This is a genomic window from Streptomyces sp. NPDC093600, assembly GCF_044764755.1.
Taxonomy (GTDB): Bacteria; Actinomycetota; Actinomycetes; order Streptomycetales; family Streptomycetaceae; genus Streptomyces.
In genome coordinates this window covers 349305-367697 of sequence record NZ_JBIWIU010000005.1, presented here as the reverse complement: position 1 = coordinate 367697, position 18393 = coordinate 349305, and the positions used below count along the sequence as shown (strand labels likewise).

Annotated in this window: 18 protein-coding genes, 1 tRNA gene and 2 pseudogenes; 11 read left to right on the top strand and 10 right to left on the bottom strand. The window is 67.7% G+C overall.

Annotation, left to right across the window (positions count from 1 at the left end; translation table 11 throughout):
* Positions 1 to 20: 20 nt before the first annotated feature.
* A pseudogene (locus ACIRB4_RS16455) lies at positions 21 to 134 on the top strand (IS5/IS1182 family transposase); the annotation flags it as partial.
* Between the two features lie 214 nt (positions 135 to 348).
* Here ACIRB4_RS16455 and ACIRB4_RS16450 read toward each other — a convergent pair.
* A protein-coding gene (locus tag ACIRB4_RS16450; protein WP_403291868.1) for an IS5 family transposase occupies positions 349 to 1207 on the bottom strand; the annotation gives its coding sequence in 2 pieces (ribosomal slippage) (positions 349 to 852 and positions 854 to 1207; 858 coding nt in all).
* A gap of 258 nt (positions 1208 to 1465) precedes the next feature.
* On the opposite strand from ACIRB4_RS16450, the gene ACIRB4_RS16445 reads away from it, so the two are divergent.
* From ACIRB4_RS16445 to ACIRB4_RS16430, 4 genes are all read left to right on the top strand, one after another.
* Positions 1466 to 2449, top strand: a complete 984-nt coding sequence (locus ACIRB4_RS16445; protein WP_403291774.1) for a hypothetical protein — start codon at positions 1466 to 1468, stop codon at positions 2447 to 2449.
* Between the two features lie 113 nt (positions 2450 to 2562).
* Positions 2563 to 2733 (top strand): hypothetical protein, encoded by a 171-nt coding sequence (locus ACIRB4_RS16440; protein ID WP_403291773.1) that lies wholly within the window; start codon positions 2563 to 2565, stop codon positions 2731 to 2733.
* A gap of 116 nt (positions 2734 to 2849) precedes the next feature.
* The gene (locus tag ACIRB4_RS16435; RefSeq protein ID WP_403291771.1) at positions 2850 to 3914 is read left to right on the top strand and encodes a ferritin-like protein; all 1065 of its coding nucleotides are present in this window, start codon (positions 2850 to 2852) and stop codon (positions 3912 to 3914) included.
* Between the two features lie 44 nt (positions 3915 to 3958).
* Positions 3959 to 4818 (top strand): IS5 family transposase gene (locus tag ACIRB4_RS16430; protein ID WP_403291866.1). Its coding sequence is split into 2 segments (ribosomal slippage): positions 3959 to 4315 and positions 4318 to 4818, totalling 858 coding nucleotides; the frame shifts between segments, so codons are not numbered across the junction.
* A 280-nt stretch (positions 4819 to 5098) separates the two neighbouring features.
* Here the strand turns inward: ACIRB4_RS16430 and ACIRB4_RS16425 are convergent.
* Both ACIRB4_RS16425 and ACIRB4_RS16420 read right to left on the bottom strand, forming a co-directional pair.
* A complete protein-coding gene (locus tag ACIRB4_RS16425) occupies positions 5099 to 6106 on the bottom strand; it encodes an MvdC/MvdD family ATP grasp protein (RefSeq protein WP_403291770.1) in 1008 nt (335 codons plus the stop codon).
* Entirely contained in the window at positions 6103 to 6309 is a 207-nt protein-coding gene (locus ACIRB4_RS16420) for a hypothetical protein (protein WP_403291768.1), read from the bottom strand. The genes ACIRB4_RS16425 and ACIRB4_RS16420 overlap by 4 nt, the downstream gene beginning before the upstream one ends.
* A gap of 1102 nt (positions 6310 to 7411) precedes the next feature.
* Between ACIRB4_RS16420 and ACIRB4_RS16415 the strand changes: the two genes are divergently transcribed.
* Both ACIRB4_RS16415 and ACIRB4_RS16410 read left to right on the top strand, forming a co-directional pair.
* Positions 7412 to 7576 carry a hypothetical protein gene (locus tag ACIRB4_RS16415; protein ID WP_403291766.1) on the top strand — a complete coding sequence of 55 codons (165 nt, stop codon included), beginning with the start codon at positions 7412 to 7414 and terminating at the stop codon, positions 7574 to 7576.
* Positions 7577 to 7980: 404 nt separating this feature from the next.
* Positions 7981 to 8316 carry a hypothetical protein gene (locus ACIRB4_RS16410; RefSeq protein WP_403291765.1) on the top strand — a complete coding sequence of 112 codons (336 nt, stop codon included), beginning with the start codon at positions 7981 to 7983 and terminating at the stop codon, positions 8314 to 8316.
* Positions 8317 to 8609: 293 nt separating this feature from the next.
* On the opposite strand, the gene ACIRB4_RS16405 is transcribed toward ACIRB4_RS16410, so the two are convergent.
* A complete protein-coding gene (locus ACIRB4_RS16405) occupies positions 8610 to 9542 on the bottom strand; it encodes a hypothetical protein (RefSeq protein WP_403291763.1) in 933 nt (310 codons plus the stop codon).
* Positions 9543 to 9676: 134 nt separating this feature from the next.
* On the opposite strand from ACIRB4_RS16405, the pseudogene ACIRB4_RS16400 reads away from it, so the two are divergent.
* A pseudogene (locus ACIRB4_RS16400) lies at positions 9677 to 10053 on the top strand (tyrosine-type recombinase/integrase); the annotation flags it as partial.
* A 97-nt stretch (positions 10054 to 10150) separates the two neighbouring features.
* Here ACIRB4_RS16400 and ACIRB4_RS16395 read toward each other — a convergent pair.
* Positions 10151 to 10224: transfer RNA gene (locus ACIRB4_RS16395), tRNA-Pro, on the bottom strand.
* A 127-nt stretch (positions 10225 to 10351) separates the two neighbouring features.
* Here ACIRB4_RS16395 and ACIRB4_RS16390 point away from each other — a divergent pair.
* The 3 genes from ACIRB4_RS16390 to ACIRB4_RS16380 all read left to right on the top strand — a co-directional run bounded on the left by ACIRB4_RS16390 (position 10352) and on the right by ACIRB4_RS16380 (position 13870).
* Positions 10352 to 11089, top strand: a complete 738-nt coding sequence (locus ACIRB4_RS16390; RefSeq protein WP_403291761.1) for a transketolase — start codon at positions 10352 to 10354, stop codon at positions 11087 to 11089.
* A 95-nt stretch (positions 11090 to 11184) separates the two neighbouring features.
* Entirely contained in the window at positions 11185 to 12078 is an 894-nt protein-coding gene (locus tag ACIRB4_RS16385; RefSeq protein WP_403291759.1) for a transketolase family protein, read from the top strand.
* Between the two features lie 592 nt (positions 12079 to 12670).
* Positions 12671 to 13870: an acyl-CoA dehydrogenase family protein gene (locus tag ACIRB4_RS16380; protein ID WP_403291757.1), complete on the top strand. Its 1200-nt coding sequence runs from the start codon at positions 12671 to 12673 to the stop codon at positions 13868 to 13870.
* Positions 13871 to 13953: 83 nt separating this feature from the next.
* Here the strand turns inward: ACIRB4_RS16380 and ACIRB4_RS16375 are convergent, their stop codons facing one another.
* From ACIRB4_RS16375 to ACIRB4_RS16355, 5 genes are read right to left on the bottom strand one after another with little or no spacing between them, the layout of a single operon-like run.
* Positions 13954 to 14523 carry a GAF domain-containing protein gene (locus tag ACIRB4_RS16375; protein WP_403291755.1) on the bottom strand — a complete coding sequence of 190 codons (570 nt, stop codon included), beginning with the start codon at positions 14521 to 14523 and terminating at the stop codon, positions 13954 to 13956.
* Entirely contained in the window at positions 14520 to 15143 is a 624-nt protein-coding gene (locus ACIRB4_RS16370; RefSeq protein WP_403291753.1) for a GTP-binding protein, read from the bottom strand. Before ACIRB4_RS16370 ends, ACIRB4_RS16375 begins: the two co-directional genes overlap by 4 nt.
* Complete coding sequence (locus ACIRB4_RS16365; RefSeq protein ID WP_355115101.1) at positions 15121 to 15492, bottom strand: DUF742 domain-containing protein; 372 nt, start codon at positions 15490 to 15492, stop codon at positions 15121 to 15123. Before ACIRB4_RS16365 ends, ACIRB4_RS16370 begins: the two co-directional genes overlap by 23 nt.
* A 2-nt stretch (positions 15493 to 15494) precedes the next feature.
* Positions 15495 to 15929, bottom strand: coding sequence for a roadblock/LC7 domain-containing protein (locus ACIRB4_RS16360; RefSeq protein WP_403291751.1), 435 nt, complete (start codon positions 15927 to 15929; stop codon positions 15495 to 15497).
* A gap of 7 nt (positions 15930 to 15936) precedes the next feature.
* Positions 15937 to 17796 carry a sensor histidine kinase gene (locus ACIRB4_RS16355; RefSeq protein ID WP_403291749.1) on the bottom strand — a complete coding sequence of 620 codons (1860 nt, stop codon included), beginning with the start codon at positions 17794 to 17796 and terminating at the stop codon, positions 15937 to 15939.
* Between the last annotated feature and the right edge of the window lie 597 nt (positions 17797 to 18393).

Below are 18393 nucleotides of genomic sequence, written 5' to 3'. Positions count from 1 at the left end.
GAGGACCTAAGCAGTGATGCACCGTCGAACGGTGCATCAACAGGCTCAAGCAGTGGCGCGGCCTGGACACCCGATACGACAAGACGCCACCCATCGACCTCGCCGGACTCCACATCGCCGCCATCTTCATCTGGTCGGCGAGAGGTTCCTCCGATGGTCGGGCAGGCAGCGCCTGCGGCGCCGATCATGGTGGTCAGGCTGGTGCGGTTGGTTCGCTTGTCGAAGCCGTACGCGCGGCGGGTGCAGATGTCGCCGCCGGTGTCGTCGACGGCAGTGAGGCAGCCGGTTGCGTCGTAGGTGTAATCCTGGGCGGACCAGCCGGCGTGTTCGGTGAACTAGGGTCCGTCTTCAAACGGATCTTGCCCAGAGCAGGAATGGCGCGATTGTGACCGCCGATTCGTAGGAGACGGCGGTCTTCGCGTATCTGGTGGCGATGCCTCGGATGCCTTTGAGCCGGTTGAAGCAGCGCTCGACTATGTTGCGTTGCCTGTAGATGTCCCGGTCGAAGGACGGCGGCCGCCCGCCGCGCTGGCCCCGGTTGCGCCGGTGACGTCGCTGGTCGGTCTTCTCTGGGATGGTGTGCGCGATACCGCGTTTGCGCAGGTAGGCACGGAAGCCTCGGGAGCTGTAGGCCTTGTCCGCGATGACCTGGTCGGGCCGGCAGCGGGGTCGGCCAGGGCCGGTGCGCGGAACCCGGATGCGTTCGAGGAGCGGGAGTGCGCAGATGCTGTCGTGCCGCTGGCCCGGGGTCACCAGCACTGCGAGTGGGCGGCCTTTGCTGTCGCAGGCCAGGTGGATTTTGGTTGTCAGGCCTCCTCGGGATCGGCCAAGGGCGTGATCGTCCGGTTCGTCCTGCCAGTGGCGCCCCCTTTCGGCCGGTGGCCGCGGCGTGCTGGTGAGCGCGGACGACGGTGGAGTCGATCTGGACCAGCCAGTCGATGTAGCCGACGGTGTCGGCCTGGGCCTGGAGGTGCTGAAGAGCGTCGGTGAACACGCCGTCCAGGGCGTAGCAGCGGAAGCGGGTGTAGACCGTCTTCCACGGCCCGTAGCGTTCCGGCAGGTCGCGCCAGGAGATCCCAGTGCGGATCTTGTAGACCATTCCGTTGATGACCTGCCGGTCCGACACACGCGGACGTCCCGTAGCAGCCCGCGGTATCAGGGGAGCAAGTAACTCCCGCTCCCGATCGGTGAGTTCATGGCGCCGTATCGCCTCACCATGATCCACCACCCGATGATCTTTGAATACGGACCCTAGCCACTTTGCCAACGTGCATGCCAGACGTAGCAGTGGCACACTTGATCGTGAGGCGATACGAGCCGGGCGCGAGTGATGGCGCATCGTCTATTCGTCCGGATGCAGCCATCGACTCGTCTCTAGACCAGCATGACACGCGGTCTGTGTTTACCTCTAAAGTTTCGGTGAGGCAGCGACTTCGCCACACAGAGATGTGCGAGGCGACGAGCAATGGCGCTCATTACGTCAAGCAGCAAGCATCCAGATCGCCGACTCCCCGAAGAAGTCGCAGCGGTCGTTGAAAAGCTGGAGCGAAGAAGGTTGGTGGAGGTAAGTAATGCTGACGAGCTCGCACGTCGCTCACGCCCCACCGAGAAGGAGCGACAGCAGCTCAGCTCCCTCCGAGAGCAAGCAGCCAAGGAGGCCGGAGTTAGCGAGGCAACGCTGCAGGAACTCCGGAGCGTTCTTCAAGGGATCGATTCAAGGCTCTCGCCGGACGAGTTGACCCGTGGGCTTCAGCCATTGCCGGAAGGCCCCACAACCATCTCCCCCGACGTCGGTGACGCCAGAATTGCCGTCGAGGCGGGGCGCTCAATTGGCGAGTTCTGGTGGAACTCGAGCAACTACTGGTGGGACCGACAACTGAGGTCCTGGGACGGCGCTTTTGAGAAGCGCTACTTCGGAGGCTGGCTCGTATGCCCTGACGGGCAGCTTCACACCCACCACTTCGGGCTGACGGCACTGTACGAGCTTCACGAGAATCGCCTGCCGTACGCGGTCGACGGATGGTATAAGTCGACCCCGTTCGCCGACATGCGGGGCACGCTGCGGGCGGCGACCGGCAACGATTTCTTCTCGGGTGACAACTGGTCAAAATGCTGGATGCACCTGAAGCATTTGCTGTACATCCCGGCTTTCGGGGGAGTCAGATATCTGGGCGGTGGGCTGAAGCATGTGCCAGTCACCTTGGCCAACCTGTCTCAGGACGGCGAGACTCTGGATGTTGCAATGAACCGCCGGTTCAACTTTCCTGAGGTCTGGTTCAAGAGCTATGAGCTGCTGCCCGCCTACAGTATCTGGGCATACGTCGAAGTATCCTTCGACCTTCAACTCGAAGGTAGAGGCAGCACCTTGATGCTCGACTGGGAATCCGGTCCAGCTGGCCTAGGGATAGGAGTTCCCCAGTGGACCATCCGAACGGGCCTTTACGGCTGAGGTCCGCGCTTGGAGGTCGAGCCGAACCTTGGCGATGAGACCTTCTCGGTGCGGCGCCTGCTACCAGCCGTCGATCAGACGCTCTGCCAAATACAGTGAAAACGTCCCTGCCGGTGTACCACAGCAGGCAATCGGCACCAGCGACGCCGCCGCACGGCCCTGCGCCACCGGTCCTGCTAGGCGGTGGCGAGCTGCTGCCCGGCTACGAGGAGTGGGTGCTCCTTGAGCGTGAGCGGCTGCGACAGTTGAGGCTGCACGCGCTGGACGCCCTGGCGGAGGGCTGACGTCCGGATGATTCCGGCGGCCCACCGATGACGGCGCGATGACAAGGCGCTGACGCCACCGGCCTACCCGTTTTCATGAACGAAAGGGCGCAAAAGCGGCACGGAAGGGGCTATCCATGACGCCGCTTCTCGAGTACCGGAGCCACCGGATCGTCGAACTGATGGAGGAGCCCGCCGAGCGCCGCGACGCCGACTGGCTGAAGGAGTCGCTTCAGCAGGCGATGATGGTGGAACTCGGCACCCTTCCTCCGTACTTGTCCGCGATGTGGTCCATCGAGCCGCAGAGCGGGGACGTGTTGAAGGCGATCAAGCGGATCGTCTTCGACGAGATGTCCCACCTCGGTCTCGCCGGGAACATGCTCACCACCATCGGCGGAGTCCCCCGCCTCGGCGACGTGCACACGGTGCCGAAGTATCCCGGTCCGCTGCCCGGCGGCGTACGTCCGTCGCTGACCGTGTTCCTGAGCGGGCTGTCGAAGGAGTCCCTGGATCTGTTCGCGCGCATCGAGGAGCCCGACGACCCGACCGCGGAGGCCCGGTCGCACACCTCCATCGGCGCGTTCTACACCGCGATCCTGGAGGCGTTCCAGGACCACGCGGAGCTGATCACCGGGGCTCACCAGCTCGAACGGGACATGCAGCACCATGGCGCGGGAAACAGCCTCGTGGTACTCAACTCGCTCGCCGACGTCGAAGCGGCCATCGCGGTGATCAAGGAGCAGGGCGAGGGCACCTCCGCCTCGCCACAGAATCCGCACCCCGGAGCGACCGACGAGCTCGCCCACTTCTACGTCTTCCGCGAGCTCTTCCACGGGCGCAGGATGGTCAAGGTCGCCGAGAACCCGGACCGGTGGGAGTTCACCGGGGACGTCATCGCGATGCCCGGCACCCGCCCGATGGGCACGGTGCCCGACGGCGGCTGGGGAGCGCCGGGGCAGCCGACCCCCGACGCCGAGACACAGGTCCAGCTGGACCAGGGCAACCAGGCGTACAGCCGGATGCTGGACCTGCTGGAGGACGCCTGGCAGGCGAACGACCCGGACACGGCGACCGGCCTCCTCGACGACGCCGTCTCCACGATGGCCGCTCTCAAGGGCCCGGCTCGGGCCCTGATGCTCCGCGAAGTCCCGGGCGGCGGCGGCAAGACCTACGGACCGGAGTTCCGGTACATCGACGACTAGGGCCCGTCTTCAAAGATCACCGGATGGTGGATCATGCTCGGGTGATACACCGTCATGAACTCACCGATCTGGAGTGGGAGTTACCCGCTCCGCTCATACCCAGTGCCGCAACGGGACGGCCGCGTGTGGCGGACCGGCAGGTCATCAACGGGATGGTCTACAAGATCCGGACCGGGGTCTCCTGGCGTGACCTGCCGGAACGCTACGGGCCGTGGAAGACGGTCTACACCCGCTTCCGCCGCTACGCGCTGGACCGCGTGTTCACACGGGCACTCCAACAGGTCCAGACGAGTGCGGACGCAGTGGGCGACATCGACTGGCCCGTCCAGATCGACTCCACCATCGTCCGAGCCCACCAGCACGCCGCCGACACCGGCCGAAAAGGGGGATCCACTGGCCGGACGAACCGGACGATCACGCCCTCGGCCGATCCCGAGGCGGACTAACCACCAAAATCCACCTCGCCTGCGACAGTCGCGGCCGGCCCCTCGCCATCCTGCTGACACCCGGCCAACGCCACGACAGTGTCTGCGCACGTCCCCTCCTGGAACGTATCCGGGTTCCGCGCACCGGCCCTGGCCGACCCCGCTGCCGGCCCGACCAGGTCATCGCCGACAAGGCCTACAGCTCCCGCGGGTTCCGGGCCTACCTGCGCAGACGCGGCATCGCACTCACCATCCCGGAAAAGACCGACCAGAAGCACCACCGCCGCAACCGAGGCCGCCGAGGAGGCCGGCCACCCGCATTCGACCGACAGGCCTACCGTCAGCGCAACGTCGTCGAACGCTGCTTCAACCGGCTCAAAGGCTTTCACGGCATCGCCACCAGATACGAGAAGACCGCCACTTCCTACGAAGCGGCGGTCACCCTCGCATCGTTCCTGCTCTGGGCAAGATCCGTTTGAAGACGGACCCTAGTCCTCCAGCGTGGAACGATCTACGTCGCCCAAGTGGAGCTCTAGGCCGGCCTCGCTATGCCCGATCCACACCCGAGTGCCATCGAGAGCCGGGTTTTCCTCATGGGGGATTGACTGCAGATGAGCAGTCACGTGGGACGGTACGCGGACGGTATGCGTCCCAACAGGGACAAAGACATACCGTGTTTCACTCGACAGGTCATTCTCTCGAATAGTGCTCACATCGTACCGATCGGGCTGGTCAACAGACATAACGAGCACCATCCGTTCAGTCGAGGGATAGTCCGGCTGGCCAGCAGAGCGATTCTTCCCTATCGCTCCCGGACACCAGGAGGTTGCACAACGACTTAGTCATTGGAACTCCCGTCACCCATTCAAGCCAGTACCACTGGCCGTTTGGGTTGATCTCCAGAAACAGATATCGGCCGTCCGACGTGAGGATGAGATCGATCGCTCCGAAGTTGAGACCCAGGCGCCTCACCATCGAGATACACATCGACTGCAAGCCTTCCGGCAACGTCAGGACCACGTGCGGAAGGTCGTATATATTTGCTCGCCGAAAATCTACGCGCGCGTCCGCCAGAAATGTCGATTCGATGCCGACAGCAAACAACTCTTCACCAAACACAGTGACGCGCACGTCCATTGATTTTTCGACAAATTCCTGGAGGAATGTGGGGCCGAATCGTACCGAATCGATCAGATCGCAGTCCTTCTTGGAGATCAAATGCGTGTACAGCGTGCAGGCTTGCTCCGAATAGTTGATTGCCGGATTTGCTAGGACCTTGACTACGACCCCTCCATCACACGAGGAGATGAATTGCAAGGCTACGTCAACGTCATTCGTAACGGTGAATCGAGGTACACAGAACCCCATTTTCATGGCCATGTCGAGCTGCGTCATCTTCACGCTTGACCGTTTTATCGCGTCAGGGTAGCTCACCCATAGCCCGTGCAGACTCCCCCAAACTCCGCGAAACAGATGATCGCATTCGCAGCGGACCCATTTATCCTCCTCCGCCGTCAGCTCATCCGACAGGGCAAATGGGCCAGGTCGGCGGTACCAAACGCTCTTGACGCGAGTTAGATCCAGCTCGCTACCATCCCAACTAAGGAATGCCCGCACACCCGTTGGTACACTCTCCAAGGTCAAGGTGGAAGACTCTGGGTACGTGGCTGGATCGAAGATCCGGAATTCCTCGCCCCTGCGTGACAGTTCCGATCTGACGGATGCGACGTGGCCGTCGTGATCCTGATCGGAAATGATCAGGATCACGACGCCACGCCGATGTCCGAGAATTCAACGTCTGACCCGCCTGCGGTGACGTTGAGATTTCCAGTCAGGGGAACTCGATCCCGAAATAGGAGAGCAGGATCGTTCGGGAAGGGAATGTCGCTCACGTCGATCCATTCGCCAGCGACTTGCATGATGAATGGAAGCGGTCGGCCCGCAATTTCCGCCCGTTCGTGCGGATCCATTAAACTCCCTCTTTCCCGTCGCGATCCTGAACTTCGCGTCACAGGGGCTGCCCCAGCACGTTATGTCGGGTCGGTGTCACCGCAATGCAAATCGCCATTCGTTGTGTGTCGACAGCCCGTTCCGCTCAATCGCAGCGTTTCGTCGTACTCCTCGCCTTCCGCAAGCAGAGATTTCACGGCCTCTCTCGCGTCGTCCAGTTTCCCAGGGGGGATGGCCACCACCTGGACCCCTGGCTCCTCTGGCTGGTACTGCCCAGTTCCTTGTTTCTCATTCATAAGTGCCTCTTGCGTGCCACAGATGGGTCTACAGGACCGCAGAGCGTCGCGGACGCACAGGTATAAAGCGCGGTCAGTTCACGCAACGATGTTGCAGTCGGCGTCGGCCGAGGAGCACGACCAATGGATCAGCCCAACCTCACCTTCGAGTAGTTATCCCCCTCCTCGAGAGAAACTTGGCAGAGACATCCGCCAATGGCTCCTCCCTCCATTCTGCGAGCCGAATCACGCGTTCGCATGCCGAGGCCCCCTTGCCGGCGCAGCCACTCCTCTTCGATGGCGAGCAGCTGACGCCCCGGTTCACCGGAGGGGCTCCGGCGCGAGGGATGGAGGCGACCGATGCGGGCCAAGCAGGCCATGCCGCCGACAGAGCGCCATGGGGAGAGAGGCGCAGCGGACGCGGTCACGCGGTCGGTGACCGGTCCGTTCGCTGTGTCCTTGGCGGGATCCCGAAGGGCGTCATCAGGAGCCCGTGTACCTCTGGACAAGGACGAGGTCTGTCAGGGACCCCGCACAGGGAGGAGAGGCACCGTGCCCTCGAGTTGCTGTGCCAGGAGCGTCTGGACGGGGAGGTGGCGTTCCGGGGCTTCGGGTTCCAGGAGTCCGACGACAGTGCGGTTCCTGTCCCGTTCGGAGACGGCTACGAGTGGGGCGTGTTCCTGCAGGAGCACGAGCGGCGCTTCGACCTGTTCAGCGCCGGCCGCGCCCATACGGCCAGCGTGCAGGTCCGGGTGTGGGATGGTGAGCCGCCTGCTGCGGAGGGGGGTGGGACGAACGCGGCGAGGTCGACTTCGAGACCACGACCGGGGGCGTCGCGGTGTGGACGATGACGCTGGGCCGGTCGGAGCACCTGATCCGGCTGGGCAGGCCAGGGTGGTGGCGGGTCCGTGTCGGATGTACCGGCCGCGCGGAGGTCGCCCGTGTGACGCAGACGGAGCGCGTCGCGTACGGGGTGGAGAAGTATCTGATCGACTTCTGGCCGAAGGTCTGACGTGCGGGGCCGGCGCCGGGAGCGCCGGCCACACACCCGTGTCAGTTGATCTTGACGATGAAGCCGTCTTCCAGGCCGTCGATGATTGCAGAAGCCGCTCCTGCGCCGCCTCGGGCCTGTACAAGCCCGACTCGCCGGTCTCCCGAAAGAGCTTCTCGGCCGCGCGGAGGCGCTCGCCGAAATCCTGCTCCTCGACGGCCACCGCTTCCCGGCGCTCGCGTGCGCGGGCCGCCCTCTGCTTCGCCGTCGCGGCCGGGTTCCGGCCCATGCTTCTGGCGGGCGTCGTCCTTGTGGCGACGATTCTGGGCGGGCATGAAAATGCCGGGGTACTCCAAAGCGGCCACGCCACGCCCACGAGAAGGTGCCTGCCTCACCGGGGCATCGTGGGGCGCTAGAACCTCCCCATGACCCTCGACGAGCTGAACGAGCAGAAACGCTCCGAGTACCTCGACACGATCCTCGAAGTAGCTCACCGCGCACACGATCCGCGCACCGCGGGGGCAGCCGAAACCGGGGAGCCGTACCCAGCCGACAGGACGCAAGACCCGGATGACACCTACGCGATCCTGTGTGACTTCTTCTCCAGGTCTGTCGTCTTCCCCGGCATCTTCGACTCTCAGGACGGCTTGAACCACACCGGTGACGTCGCACGGGCGCTGGCCCGCCTGCTGCTGGAGCGCCTGGCCAACGAAGACCTCGCCCTGGTGGACGCTCAGGCTGGCGCAGAAGAAGCGGGGTAACGAGCCGTGTGAGCGGCCATCCCGCTGTTGCCGCACCCACCGGGCACTCACTCATGAGGACGGTCACGCTGGGAGCCGTGGACCCGCGGATCGTGATTCACTCCTTCAACGAGACCGGTGGCCGGCGCGTCTACGTGGACGGCGCGATCCTCGGCATGGCGTACAGCGAGAAGGACCTCCGCGAGTTCCTACGCCACGTCGGGCTACCCGGCTGGGAGGGCGCCGATCTCGCCAACGAGGGCCTGTTCAAGTGGGCGGCGGCCCGGAGACCTGGGCATAGTCGCCCACCCTCGTCAACGCCCGAGCCCGTCCAGCTCCTTGCGCGCCTCAACCACGAAGGCCTCCCGAAGACCGCTCAGCGCCACGCGCTTCTGTGCCAGCGCCTCACCCTGCGCTTCGCGGTCCAAGCAGGCCGTGCGGGCCAACGAAGCGGCTTCCGATTCGCTCACACCAGCGGCAATGAGGGCCACACGAATGCGGTTCTCCGCCGCTTCGTCTCCGAGCGCCGCCTCCGCTTCATCGAGCGCCTCAAGGGCTGTACGGGCGGTCTCGCCTCGCTCGAACCGCGCCGCCATCTCCTCCCACTCGGCCGGGGATTCCGGTCCGACGTAGTCGCACTCGTCGGCGGAGATCGGCACTTGCTCGACGAAGCTATCGCCTGGGGCTCGGGACAGCCGTGACGCTGCCGCGACAGCGTCCTCCAGTCGCCGCCTCGCCCGCGCCAAACGGAGGTAGTTCTCGCGTTCCAGGTGCTCCATGTACAGCGCCGCCGCAAAGTCAAGCGCCCCCTCGTGCGCCTCGTGCGCCTTGGACAAGACATCGGGCGGGCTCATCAGCTCCACCATGGCGTACGCCTTCAACAAGTCCTCGGACCGAGCTTCCCGGTCGTCGGCTTCCGTCTTCGGCAACAGCAAGTCCAGTTCTTTGACGTACTCCGCCCAGACCTCCTGACACCGATCCCGCTGCCACTGGGCGTGTGTCTCCCGGGACAGCTCCCTGGCGCTAGCGACGGCCGCCTGCGCTTGAAGCCTCCCTGTCTCCAAGGTCGCGGCGGCCTGCGCTTGCGCGGCTTCGAGTGCCTTCTGAGCCTGAGCCTGAGCGCCCGTGAGCGCCTTGCTGCCCTGGATGTATCCCGCGATGATGACTCCCGGGATGGCGAGCAAGGCGACCACAGCCGACGCCACCGAACCGAAGTCCTGGGATATGAACGTGTCGAGATCGGCCATGAGCGGTCTCCCCCTTGCTCTACGCAGCGTTCCTGCGGAACGGTAGCGCGGCCACCACGCGCCGCTGGCACCTGTTAGCGGTCCCGGGCGTCGGCGGGCTCGCGCATCTCCGTGTGCAGGACGTCAAACATCTCCGGTCGATGGTCGCCCAGCGCCTGCTCGCGGCCGGTGACAGCCCGGACGCCCGCGTCTTCTTCGGTCGCGCGGTGGACGCATCTCCACGGCCGTCCTGCGTGACGCCACGCACTGGGACGACGTCGTGACCCAGCTCGGCTTCGAGCACCTTCGACGACACGACCTGCGCCACACCGGGCTGACGTGGTTCGCGGACGCCGGGGTCCCCCTTCACGTCCTGCGCAAGATCGCCGGGCACGGCTCATTGACCACCACCCAGCGCTACCTGCACCCCGACGCCAGCCAGATCACCGCAGCCGGTGCAGCCCTCTCCGCGCACCTCATGGTGCTCCGTGCACCTCGTTCGCCGCCTGTCACGGCAGTTACCGCCGTCTGACCCCAGCGACCGCCGTGGTCCCCAACTGGTCCCCAAAAACGATCTTGAGGCCGTATCGGATGCTTCCGATACGGCCTCTGACCTGCGTAAAAGCAAGTCGGGACGACAGGATTTGAACCTGCGACCCCTTGACCCCCAGTCAAGTGCGCTACCAAGCTGCGCCACGTCCCGGTGCCCGTCTGACCTGGGGTTTCCCCTGGCCGAACGCGCATGAGAACAATACCGCACTTCGCCCGGTGGTCACGAACCCCTTTACCGGCTTGACCTCAAGTTCGCTTGAGGTTGAACGCTGGGGGCCATGACGAACACGACAGACACGCTCACCCCTCGCGATCACCGCGATCACCGCGATCACCGCGCCCACCTCGATCGGCTCACGCGCCTCATGGGGCTCATGGTCGGCGACGAGAAGCACTCCCCCGCCGCCACCTCCACGCTCGACGCCCTCTGGGTGCTCTACGACCGGGTGCTCCGGGTGTCACCCGAGACCGTCGACGCGGCCGGGCGGGACCGGTTCCTGTTGTCCAAGGGGCACGGACCGATGGCGTACTACGCCGTCCTCGCCGCCAAGGGGTTCTTCCCCGAGGAGCTGCTCCCCGGCTTCGGCTCGTACGACTCCCCGCTCGGGCACCACCCGGACCGGACGCTCGTGCCGGGGGCCGAGATCGGGAGCGGGTCGCTGGGGCACGGGCTCCCGCTGGCCGTGGGCAGTGTGCTCGGGCTGCGGGCGCAGGGGCTGACCGAGCCGCGGGTCTGGGTGCTGATCGGGGACGCCGAGCTGGACGAGGGCAGCAATCACGAGGCCATCGCCTACGCCGGGCCCGCCGGCCTGGAGCAGTTGCACACGCTGGTGATCGACAACGGCTCCGCCACCTACGGCTGGCCCGGCGGGATCGCCTCCCGCTTCGAGGCGGCGGGGTGGTCCGCCCGGACCGTCGACGGACGCGATCACGACGCGCTGTACGCCGCCTTCACCGCGCCGCACCCGGGGCGGCCCCGCGCGGTCGTCGCCCGCGTCGAGCCCAAAACCCCCTGACCAGGCCCGACGGACCCTCTGACCACTCCCGACCGCCGGCCGGCCGGTCGTCGGCCGGCCCACGACAGATCCACACCCCTCAGGAGAGCCGTTCCATGGACACCATGCGCGACCGCTTCATCTCGACCACCAGCCGCCTTCTCGACGACGACCCCCGCCTCGCACTCGTCCTCGCGGAGATCAGCAGGGACGGGTTCAGCGAGGCCGAGCGCCGCCACCCCGACCGGGTGATCAACGTCGGCATCCGGGAGCAGCTCCTCATCGGCGCGGGCGGCGGGCTGGCCTTGACCGGGATGCGGCCGGTGATGCACACGTTCGCGAGTTTCCTGGTGGAGCGGCCCTTCGAACAGCTCAAGCTGGACTTCGGGCACCAGGGCGTCGGCGGGGTGTTCGTCAGCGCCGGCGCCTCCTACGACTGGCCGGCCGGCGGCTTCACCCATATGTCGCCCGGGGACGTGGCCCTGCTCGACACCCTGGACGGCTGGACGGTGCACGTCCCGGGCCATCCGGACGAGGCCGAGGCCCTGCTGCGCGCGGCCGCCACCGGGGACGATCTCGTCTACATCCGGCTCTCCCTCCAGTCCAACGCCTCCCCCCGCCCCGCCTCCACGGGCTTCACCCCGCTCCGCGACGGCCGTGCCGGAGTGGTCGTCGCCGTCGGCCCCATGCTGGACCACGTGCTGGCCGCCACCGAGGACCTCGACGTGACCGTCCTTTACGCCTCCACGGTCCGCCCCTTCGACGCCGCGGCCCTGCGCCGGGCCACCGCGGCGGCTCGCGCGGACGTCGTCCTGGTGGAGCCCTACCTCGCCGGCACCTCGACGGCCGCCGCCAACGACGCCCTCGCCGAGGTTCCCCACCGCGTCCTGGGCCTGGGCGTCTCGCGCCGCGAGCTGCGCCGGTACGGAACCATCGACGAGCACCTGGCCGCGCACGGCCTCGACCCGGCCGGCCTGCGGGAGCGGATCACGAGGTTCCTCGCCCCTTGAGCAAACGACGCCTGCGCGGGGCCCCGGGCAGCCCCCGGCTCGGACACAGGTGGCCCGCCTGGGGCAAGCCCCCCCGACCGGGCGCCCGGGCGCCCGGCGCGGAAAACGGCGTACGCGCCGGAGCACGCGCCGGTCACGCTACGTGACGCGCCCCGGCGCCGCCCGTCACCCCCGTACGCCGCGTTCCAAGCCGGCACCCCAAGCTCCCGGCGCCGGAAAAGCCCGTGGATCCTCGTCCGTCCGGAATCGGGGACGGTTCCGGAACGGCACCCCTGTGGTGAAGAAGAGGCGTATGAGGTGACCAGAAGACGCTCGTGGCCATATGCCCTGGAACAGGTTGCCGTTGGCATGTGGCAGAAAGACGCCGCGTGGGAATGACGTGGTGGCCGGACCGAGCAGGCCAAGACCACGCGAAACACAGTCAGATTCAAACGTCAACCACTCCGTTTTCAGACAAACTCCGTGGCGATATTGCTCCACTCCCGAAAGATCAACACCATGAAGTGGTCGGCCTGTTCGGGACGGGACCACTGCCGATGCACCACCTGCTCGAACAACCGAACGAGCAGGCGTTTCGCAGGGGAGGACTCGTATGGACAGCTACTTCAGCAGCCGGCTCCATCATCAGCTCAGGGAGACGGTCCGAGCCTTCGCGGAGAGTGAGGTTCGGCCACGGATACCCGCCATGGAGGCGTCTCGATCCGTACACCATGAACTGTCGCGGCTGATCGCCGAACAGGGATGGCTGGGAGCGACAATCAGCCAGGAGTACGGAGGCATGGGGGCGGGACATCTCGCCAAGACGATCATCATCGAGGAGCTCTCCCGGGTCAGTGGCGCGATGGGCGCCATGGTCCAGGCCTCGCAGCTCGGCACCGCCAAGATCGTGCACTTCGGCAGCGACGAGCAGCGCAAGACCTGGCTCCCGGCCATCGCGGCCGGCGAGTGCCTGCCCACGATCGCGGTCACCGAGCCGGAGTCCGGGGGGCACGTCCTGGGCATGACCGCGAGCGCCGTCCGCGACGGGGACGACTACATCCTCAACGGCAGCAAGGTGTTCGTCGGCAACAGCCACGTGGGCGACCTGCACGGGGTGGTGGTCAGGACCGGTCCCGGCTCCAAGGGCCTCACGGCGTTCCTGGTCGAATCCGACCGCCCCGGTTTCCGGACCGGCCCCCAGCAGCCCGCCATGGGTCTGCACGGCTTCAGCTTCGGCGAGCTCATCTTCGAGAACTGCCGGGTCCCGGCCTCCAACCGCCTCGGCGACGAGGGCGACGGGCTCTCCGTGGCGTACTCCTCCAGCGTCCTCTACGGCCGGGCCAACCTCACCGCCGTCTCGCTCGGCATCCACCAGGCGATCCTGGAGGAGACCACCCGCTTCTCGGCCGAACGCCACCGTTACGGCAAGCCGCTCCACGAACTCCCCTCCGTCAAGCTCAAACTCGGCCAGATGCAGTCCCGGCTGATGACCGCCCGGCTCACCGCGTACCACGCGGTGCATCTGCTCGACCGCGGTCTGTCCTGCGACGCCGAGCTGATGAACGCCAAGCTGTTCAACGTCGAGTCCGCGCTCGACTCCGCCCGCAACGCGATGGAGATCCACGCCGCCGCGGGGCTCTTCACGGACCGCCCCATCGAGCGCTATCTGCGCGACGCGCACCACATCTTCGCCCCCGCCGGCACCTCGGACATCCAGTTGCTCCGTCTCGCCGAGGTCGCCCTCGGCACGGCCAAGGGGAGCTGGTCCGAGAAGCTGTCCGAGCTGGTCAAGCTGGAGCCCGTACACGCCTGAGAACCAGGCCGCGTCACCAGGTGCGGACACGGGAACGCCCCGGCTCGGCCTCAGGCCGTCCCGGGGCGCCGCCGTGCCAAAGATCAGATCAGGCCCTCCTCGCGGCGGTGGATCTGCTCCACCAGCTCCGCCGCCAGGGTCTTGATGGTCTCCAGACCGGCCCGGCCCCACGGCCGTACATCGGTGTCGACCACGCAGATCGTGCCCAGCGCCACGCCCGTACGGTCGATCAGCGGCGCTCCCATGTAGGAGCGGATGCCGATCTCGTCCACCACCGGGTTCCCCGCGAAGCGCGGGTAGTCGCAGACGTCCTCCAGAACCAGGGCCTTGCGGCGCACGACCACGTGGGGGCAGTAACCGTGGTCGCGGGCCATGAACCGGCCGACGTTGCCGCCGGCCGCCGCCGCGCCCAGGTCACTGCCGGAGTGGGTACCGGCCGGCGTGTGCAGGCCGGCGAAGAACTGCCGGTTCTCGTCGATGAAGTTGACCATCGAGTACGGGGCACCGGTCACCTCCGCGAGGCGGTGGGCGAACTCGTCGAAGGCCGGTTCCGGCCGCTCCCCCAGCCCCAGTTCGCGCAGCCGCCGCACTCGGGTCGGCGCCTCCCGGTCGATGGGGGTCAGCAGCAGATGACCGGTCGGGTCGTAGGTCATGTCGGTGCTCCGTAGCTCGGCACGGCGGCCGGGATGGTGGTGAGCAGATGCTGGACGAGGGTGAGCAGCGTGCGGATTCCGGCGCTGGAGATCCGGGCGTCGCACATCACGACCGGAACCTCGGGCTTGAGGTCGAGCGCTGCCCGCACCTCGTCCGGCTCGTAGCGGTAGGCGCCGTCGAACTCGTTGACGGCCACGACGAATCCGATGCCCCGCCGCTCGAAGAAGTCGACCGCGGAGAAGCAGTCCTGCAGGCGGCGGGTGTCGGCGAGGACGACCGCTCCGAGGGCGCCCTCGGAGAGCTCGTCCCACATGAACCAGAAACGTTCCTGGCCCGGAGTCCCGAACAGGTACAGCACATGGCGGTCGTCGAGGGTGATGCGCCCGAAGTCCATCGCGACCGTGGTCGTGGTCTTGGACTCCACGCCCTCCAGGCTGTCGGTGGCCGCGCTGACCTGGGTCAGCAGCTCCTCGGTGCTCAGCGGTTCGATCTCGCTGACCGCGCCCACGAAGGTCGTCTTGCCCACGCCGAAGCCGCCGGCCACCAGGATCTTCAGAGCGGTGGGGAACGGGTCGGTCGCGAAACTCTCGTGGCGCTCAGAGCCGTTGTCGTAGGCCATCGAGCACTGCCTCCAGCAAGGAACGGTCGGTTGGATTGGCGTGGAAGCGCGGGGCGCGGGCGGTGAGCGCCCCGCAGTCCACGAGATCGGAGAGCAGGACCTTGGTGACGACCGCCGGGAGCCGTAAGTGCGCCGCGATCTCCGCCACCGAGGTGGGTCCGTCGCACAGCCCGAGGGCCAGGCTGTGCTCGGGACCCATGTGCGGCTGCGGGGAGGAGCCCGTCGCCATCACCATGGAGAGGAGGTCAAGCGCCGTGGTGGGCTGGGTCCGCCCGCCGCTCACGGTGTACGGGCGGATCAGCCGGCCGGCCGCGTCGTCGAGCCAGGGTCCCTCCTGTGGGGACGTCACGCTCACTGCCCCGTGCTGCCCGCCGCGCCCGCCGCTTGCCTGGCGGGCGTGACGAGATACGGCCGTACGCTCTTGACCAGCATCGCCATCTCGTAGCCGAGGACGGCGGCGTCCGCCTCGCGCCCGGCGAGCACCGCCAGGCACGTGCCGGAGCCGGCGGTGGACACGAACAGCAGGGTGGAGTCGAGTTCGACGACCACCTGCCGTACCTCGCCGCCGTCGCCGAAGCGGGCGCCGGCGCTGCGGCCGAGCGAGTACAGTCCGGAGGCCAGCGCGGCCATGTGGTCGGCGGCGTCGGTGTCGAGGCCGTGGACCGATTTCACCAGGCCGTCGGAGGAGAGCAGTACAGCGTTGCGGGTGTACGGGACCCGCTGGACCAGACCGCTCAGCAGCCAGTCGAGATCCGAGGAATGGCCGTTCGGCGCATTGCTCGCCATGGTGCATCTACTCCTTGTGCGCGTCACCGGGACGCAGCGGTTCTTGGGGGGAGGGCTGGGATTCGGCGAGTCCGATGCCGCGCTGGAACGCGGCCATCAGACCCGGGTCGTGCAGAGTGTGCTCCTCGGGCTTGCGGGCCGCGGGCTCGTCGCGCAGCTGCGGGACGAGGTGCTCCTGGGCACGCCGCTTTGGGAGGAGGGGGCGGGTCGGCGTCTCCGCCCGCGGGGCCGGGGGTGCCGGCGGGCCGGGAGGTGCCTGAGGGGGCAGCGGGGCGCCCCCGGTGCGGGGACGGTCGGCGGCCGGGTAGGGGTCGCCGGTGTGCGACGGCTGGAGCGGCACCGCGGACGCCGCGGTGGTGTACGACCGCGCGCGCTGCGAGGGTTCGGGCTCGGGCACGTCCTGCCGGTCCCGTACGGGTGCGGCCAGCGGTTCCCGTACGGGGGTGGGCACGGGCCCCCCCACGGGTACGGGTGCGGGTGTGCCGGTCACCGCCGGCGCCGTGTGCGGCGGGGCTGCGGCCGGCTGGGCCGGGCCGACGGCCGGGGGCTGGCTCTGGGCGGCGGCCTGGGCCTGGGCGGCGGCGCCCGTGGCCTGGCGGTCGTTCTGCGCGAGTCCCTCGGGGTCGGCGCCGAGGAGCCCCTTCGGCAGCACGAGTACGGCCTGGACACCGCCGTAGATGTTCGACTGGAGGCGTACGGCGATGCCGTGGCGCCGCGCGAGCGCCGAGACGACGAAGAGCCCGATGCGGCCGTCCTGGAGCAGGTGGGCCACATTGACCTGGTCGGGGTCGGAGAGCAGGGCGTTCATCTTGTTCTGCTCGGTGAGCGGCATGCCCAGTCCGCGGTCCTCGACCTCGATGGCGAGGCCGGCGGTGACGTACTGGGCCCGCAGCAGGACCGTGGTGTGCGGAGCGGAGAACAGCGTCGCGTTCTCGACGAGTTCGGCGAGGAGGTGGATGACGTCGGCCACGGCGTGGCCCCGCAGCGTGCCGTCGATCGGCGGGACGAGCTTGACGCGCGGGTACTGCTCGACCTCCGCGATGGAGGAGCGCAGCACCTCGGTCATGGTGACCGGGTTCGACCACTGCCGCCGGGAGATGGCGCCGCCGAGCACCGCGAGGTTCTCGGCGTGGCGCCGGATGCGGGTGGCCAGGTGGTCGACGTGGAACAGGCCCTTGAGCAGCTCCGGGTCCTCGACCTCGTTCTCCAGCTCGTCCAGGAGCTGGATCTCGCGGTGGACGAGGGACTGGAGCCTGCGGGCGAGGTTGACGAAGACCTCGACCTTCTGTTCGTTGCCGACGCTGCTGGAGAGCCGGGACGCCTGGACCACGGCGGCCACGGCGGCCTCGTGGGAACGGTTCAGCTCCTGGGCCAGCAGGTCGAACTCGTCGCCGGAGGCGGCGGCGGGCGGAGTGGCGGGGCGGGTGGGCGGCCCGTCGCCGCGGCGCAGCTGTTCGACGATCGTACGCAGTTCGCTCTGCCCGCGGGCGCTGGTGCGGCGCAGGGCGTTGCAGCGGTCCATGACGGCTTTGGCGGCCCGGTCGGCCCCGAGCGCCGCCGCGGTGACGGAGGCGATCGTGAGGGCGGCGGCGCCCGTCAGCGCGGCCCAGAGTCCGGGGGTCGGACTGGCGCCGGTGGAGCGGATGGTGAAGAGCACGGCGGCGGCGCCGCCGAGGGCCACCGCCACGGCCGGGAGTACGGAGGTGCGCAGGAGTTGGGGGCGTATGCGGGCTTCCATCGACAGCGGCGCGGAGCGCTGCGCCGGGTTGGGGGCGCCCGCGGGGGGAGCGGGGCGGGCGCCTGTCCGGCCGTGCCGCCCGCCCTCGCGGCGTTCGGACCGCGGGGCGGGTGCGCGAAGTTGAGACATGAGTGTCCTTGGTACGTGCCCAGGAATCGGCGTACTGCGATGTGTTCTGACGGGTCTGTGCTACGTGGGTGTGATGAGCCTACCGATGATCACCAACCACACACTGTAGTCGTCAACCGTTCATGTGCGGTGCGCAGTTGGCAAACTTACCCGTACAGCGTCCCACTCTGGTATCAGCCCTCGCACACCAGGCCGAGAACGCTCGGCCGAAAGTCGCCGGTGTGCGGGAGGGCGGCGGAACGGAAGGGGGCGGAGGCGGGTGCACGCCCCCACGGCGCGAGGAAATCGCCGCTGACCGGAATCCGCCGGGCCGCCACGTCGCCGCTTCCGGACCGGGGGCCGGGCGCGGCCTCGGGTGCGCCCCGGCAGGTGCCCGCGCGCGCCGCTCACGACCGTGGCGTGGCCTGGGGGTTCGTCTCGGACCGGGCTCCGGCGGCGCGTGGGAGGTGACTGTCCGTATGGACCGCAAGCCCCGCGTCGGTACGTTCCGGAGCGTGCGGGGCGCGCTGTCCTGGGCGGACCTCTTGCGCGACCGCCGCCGACCCGTTTTGGTGGCCCCGTCATCATCATCTCCGGGGCGAACGAGAGGGCGGCCAC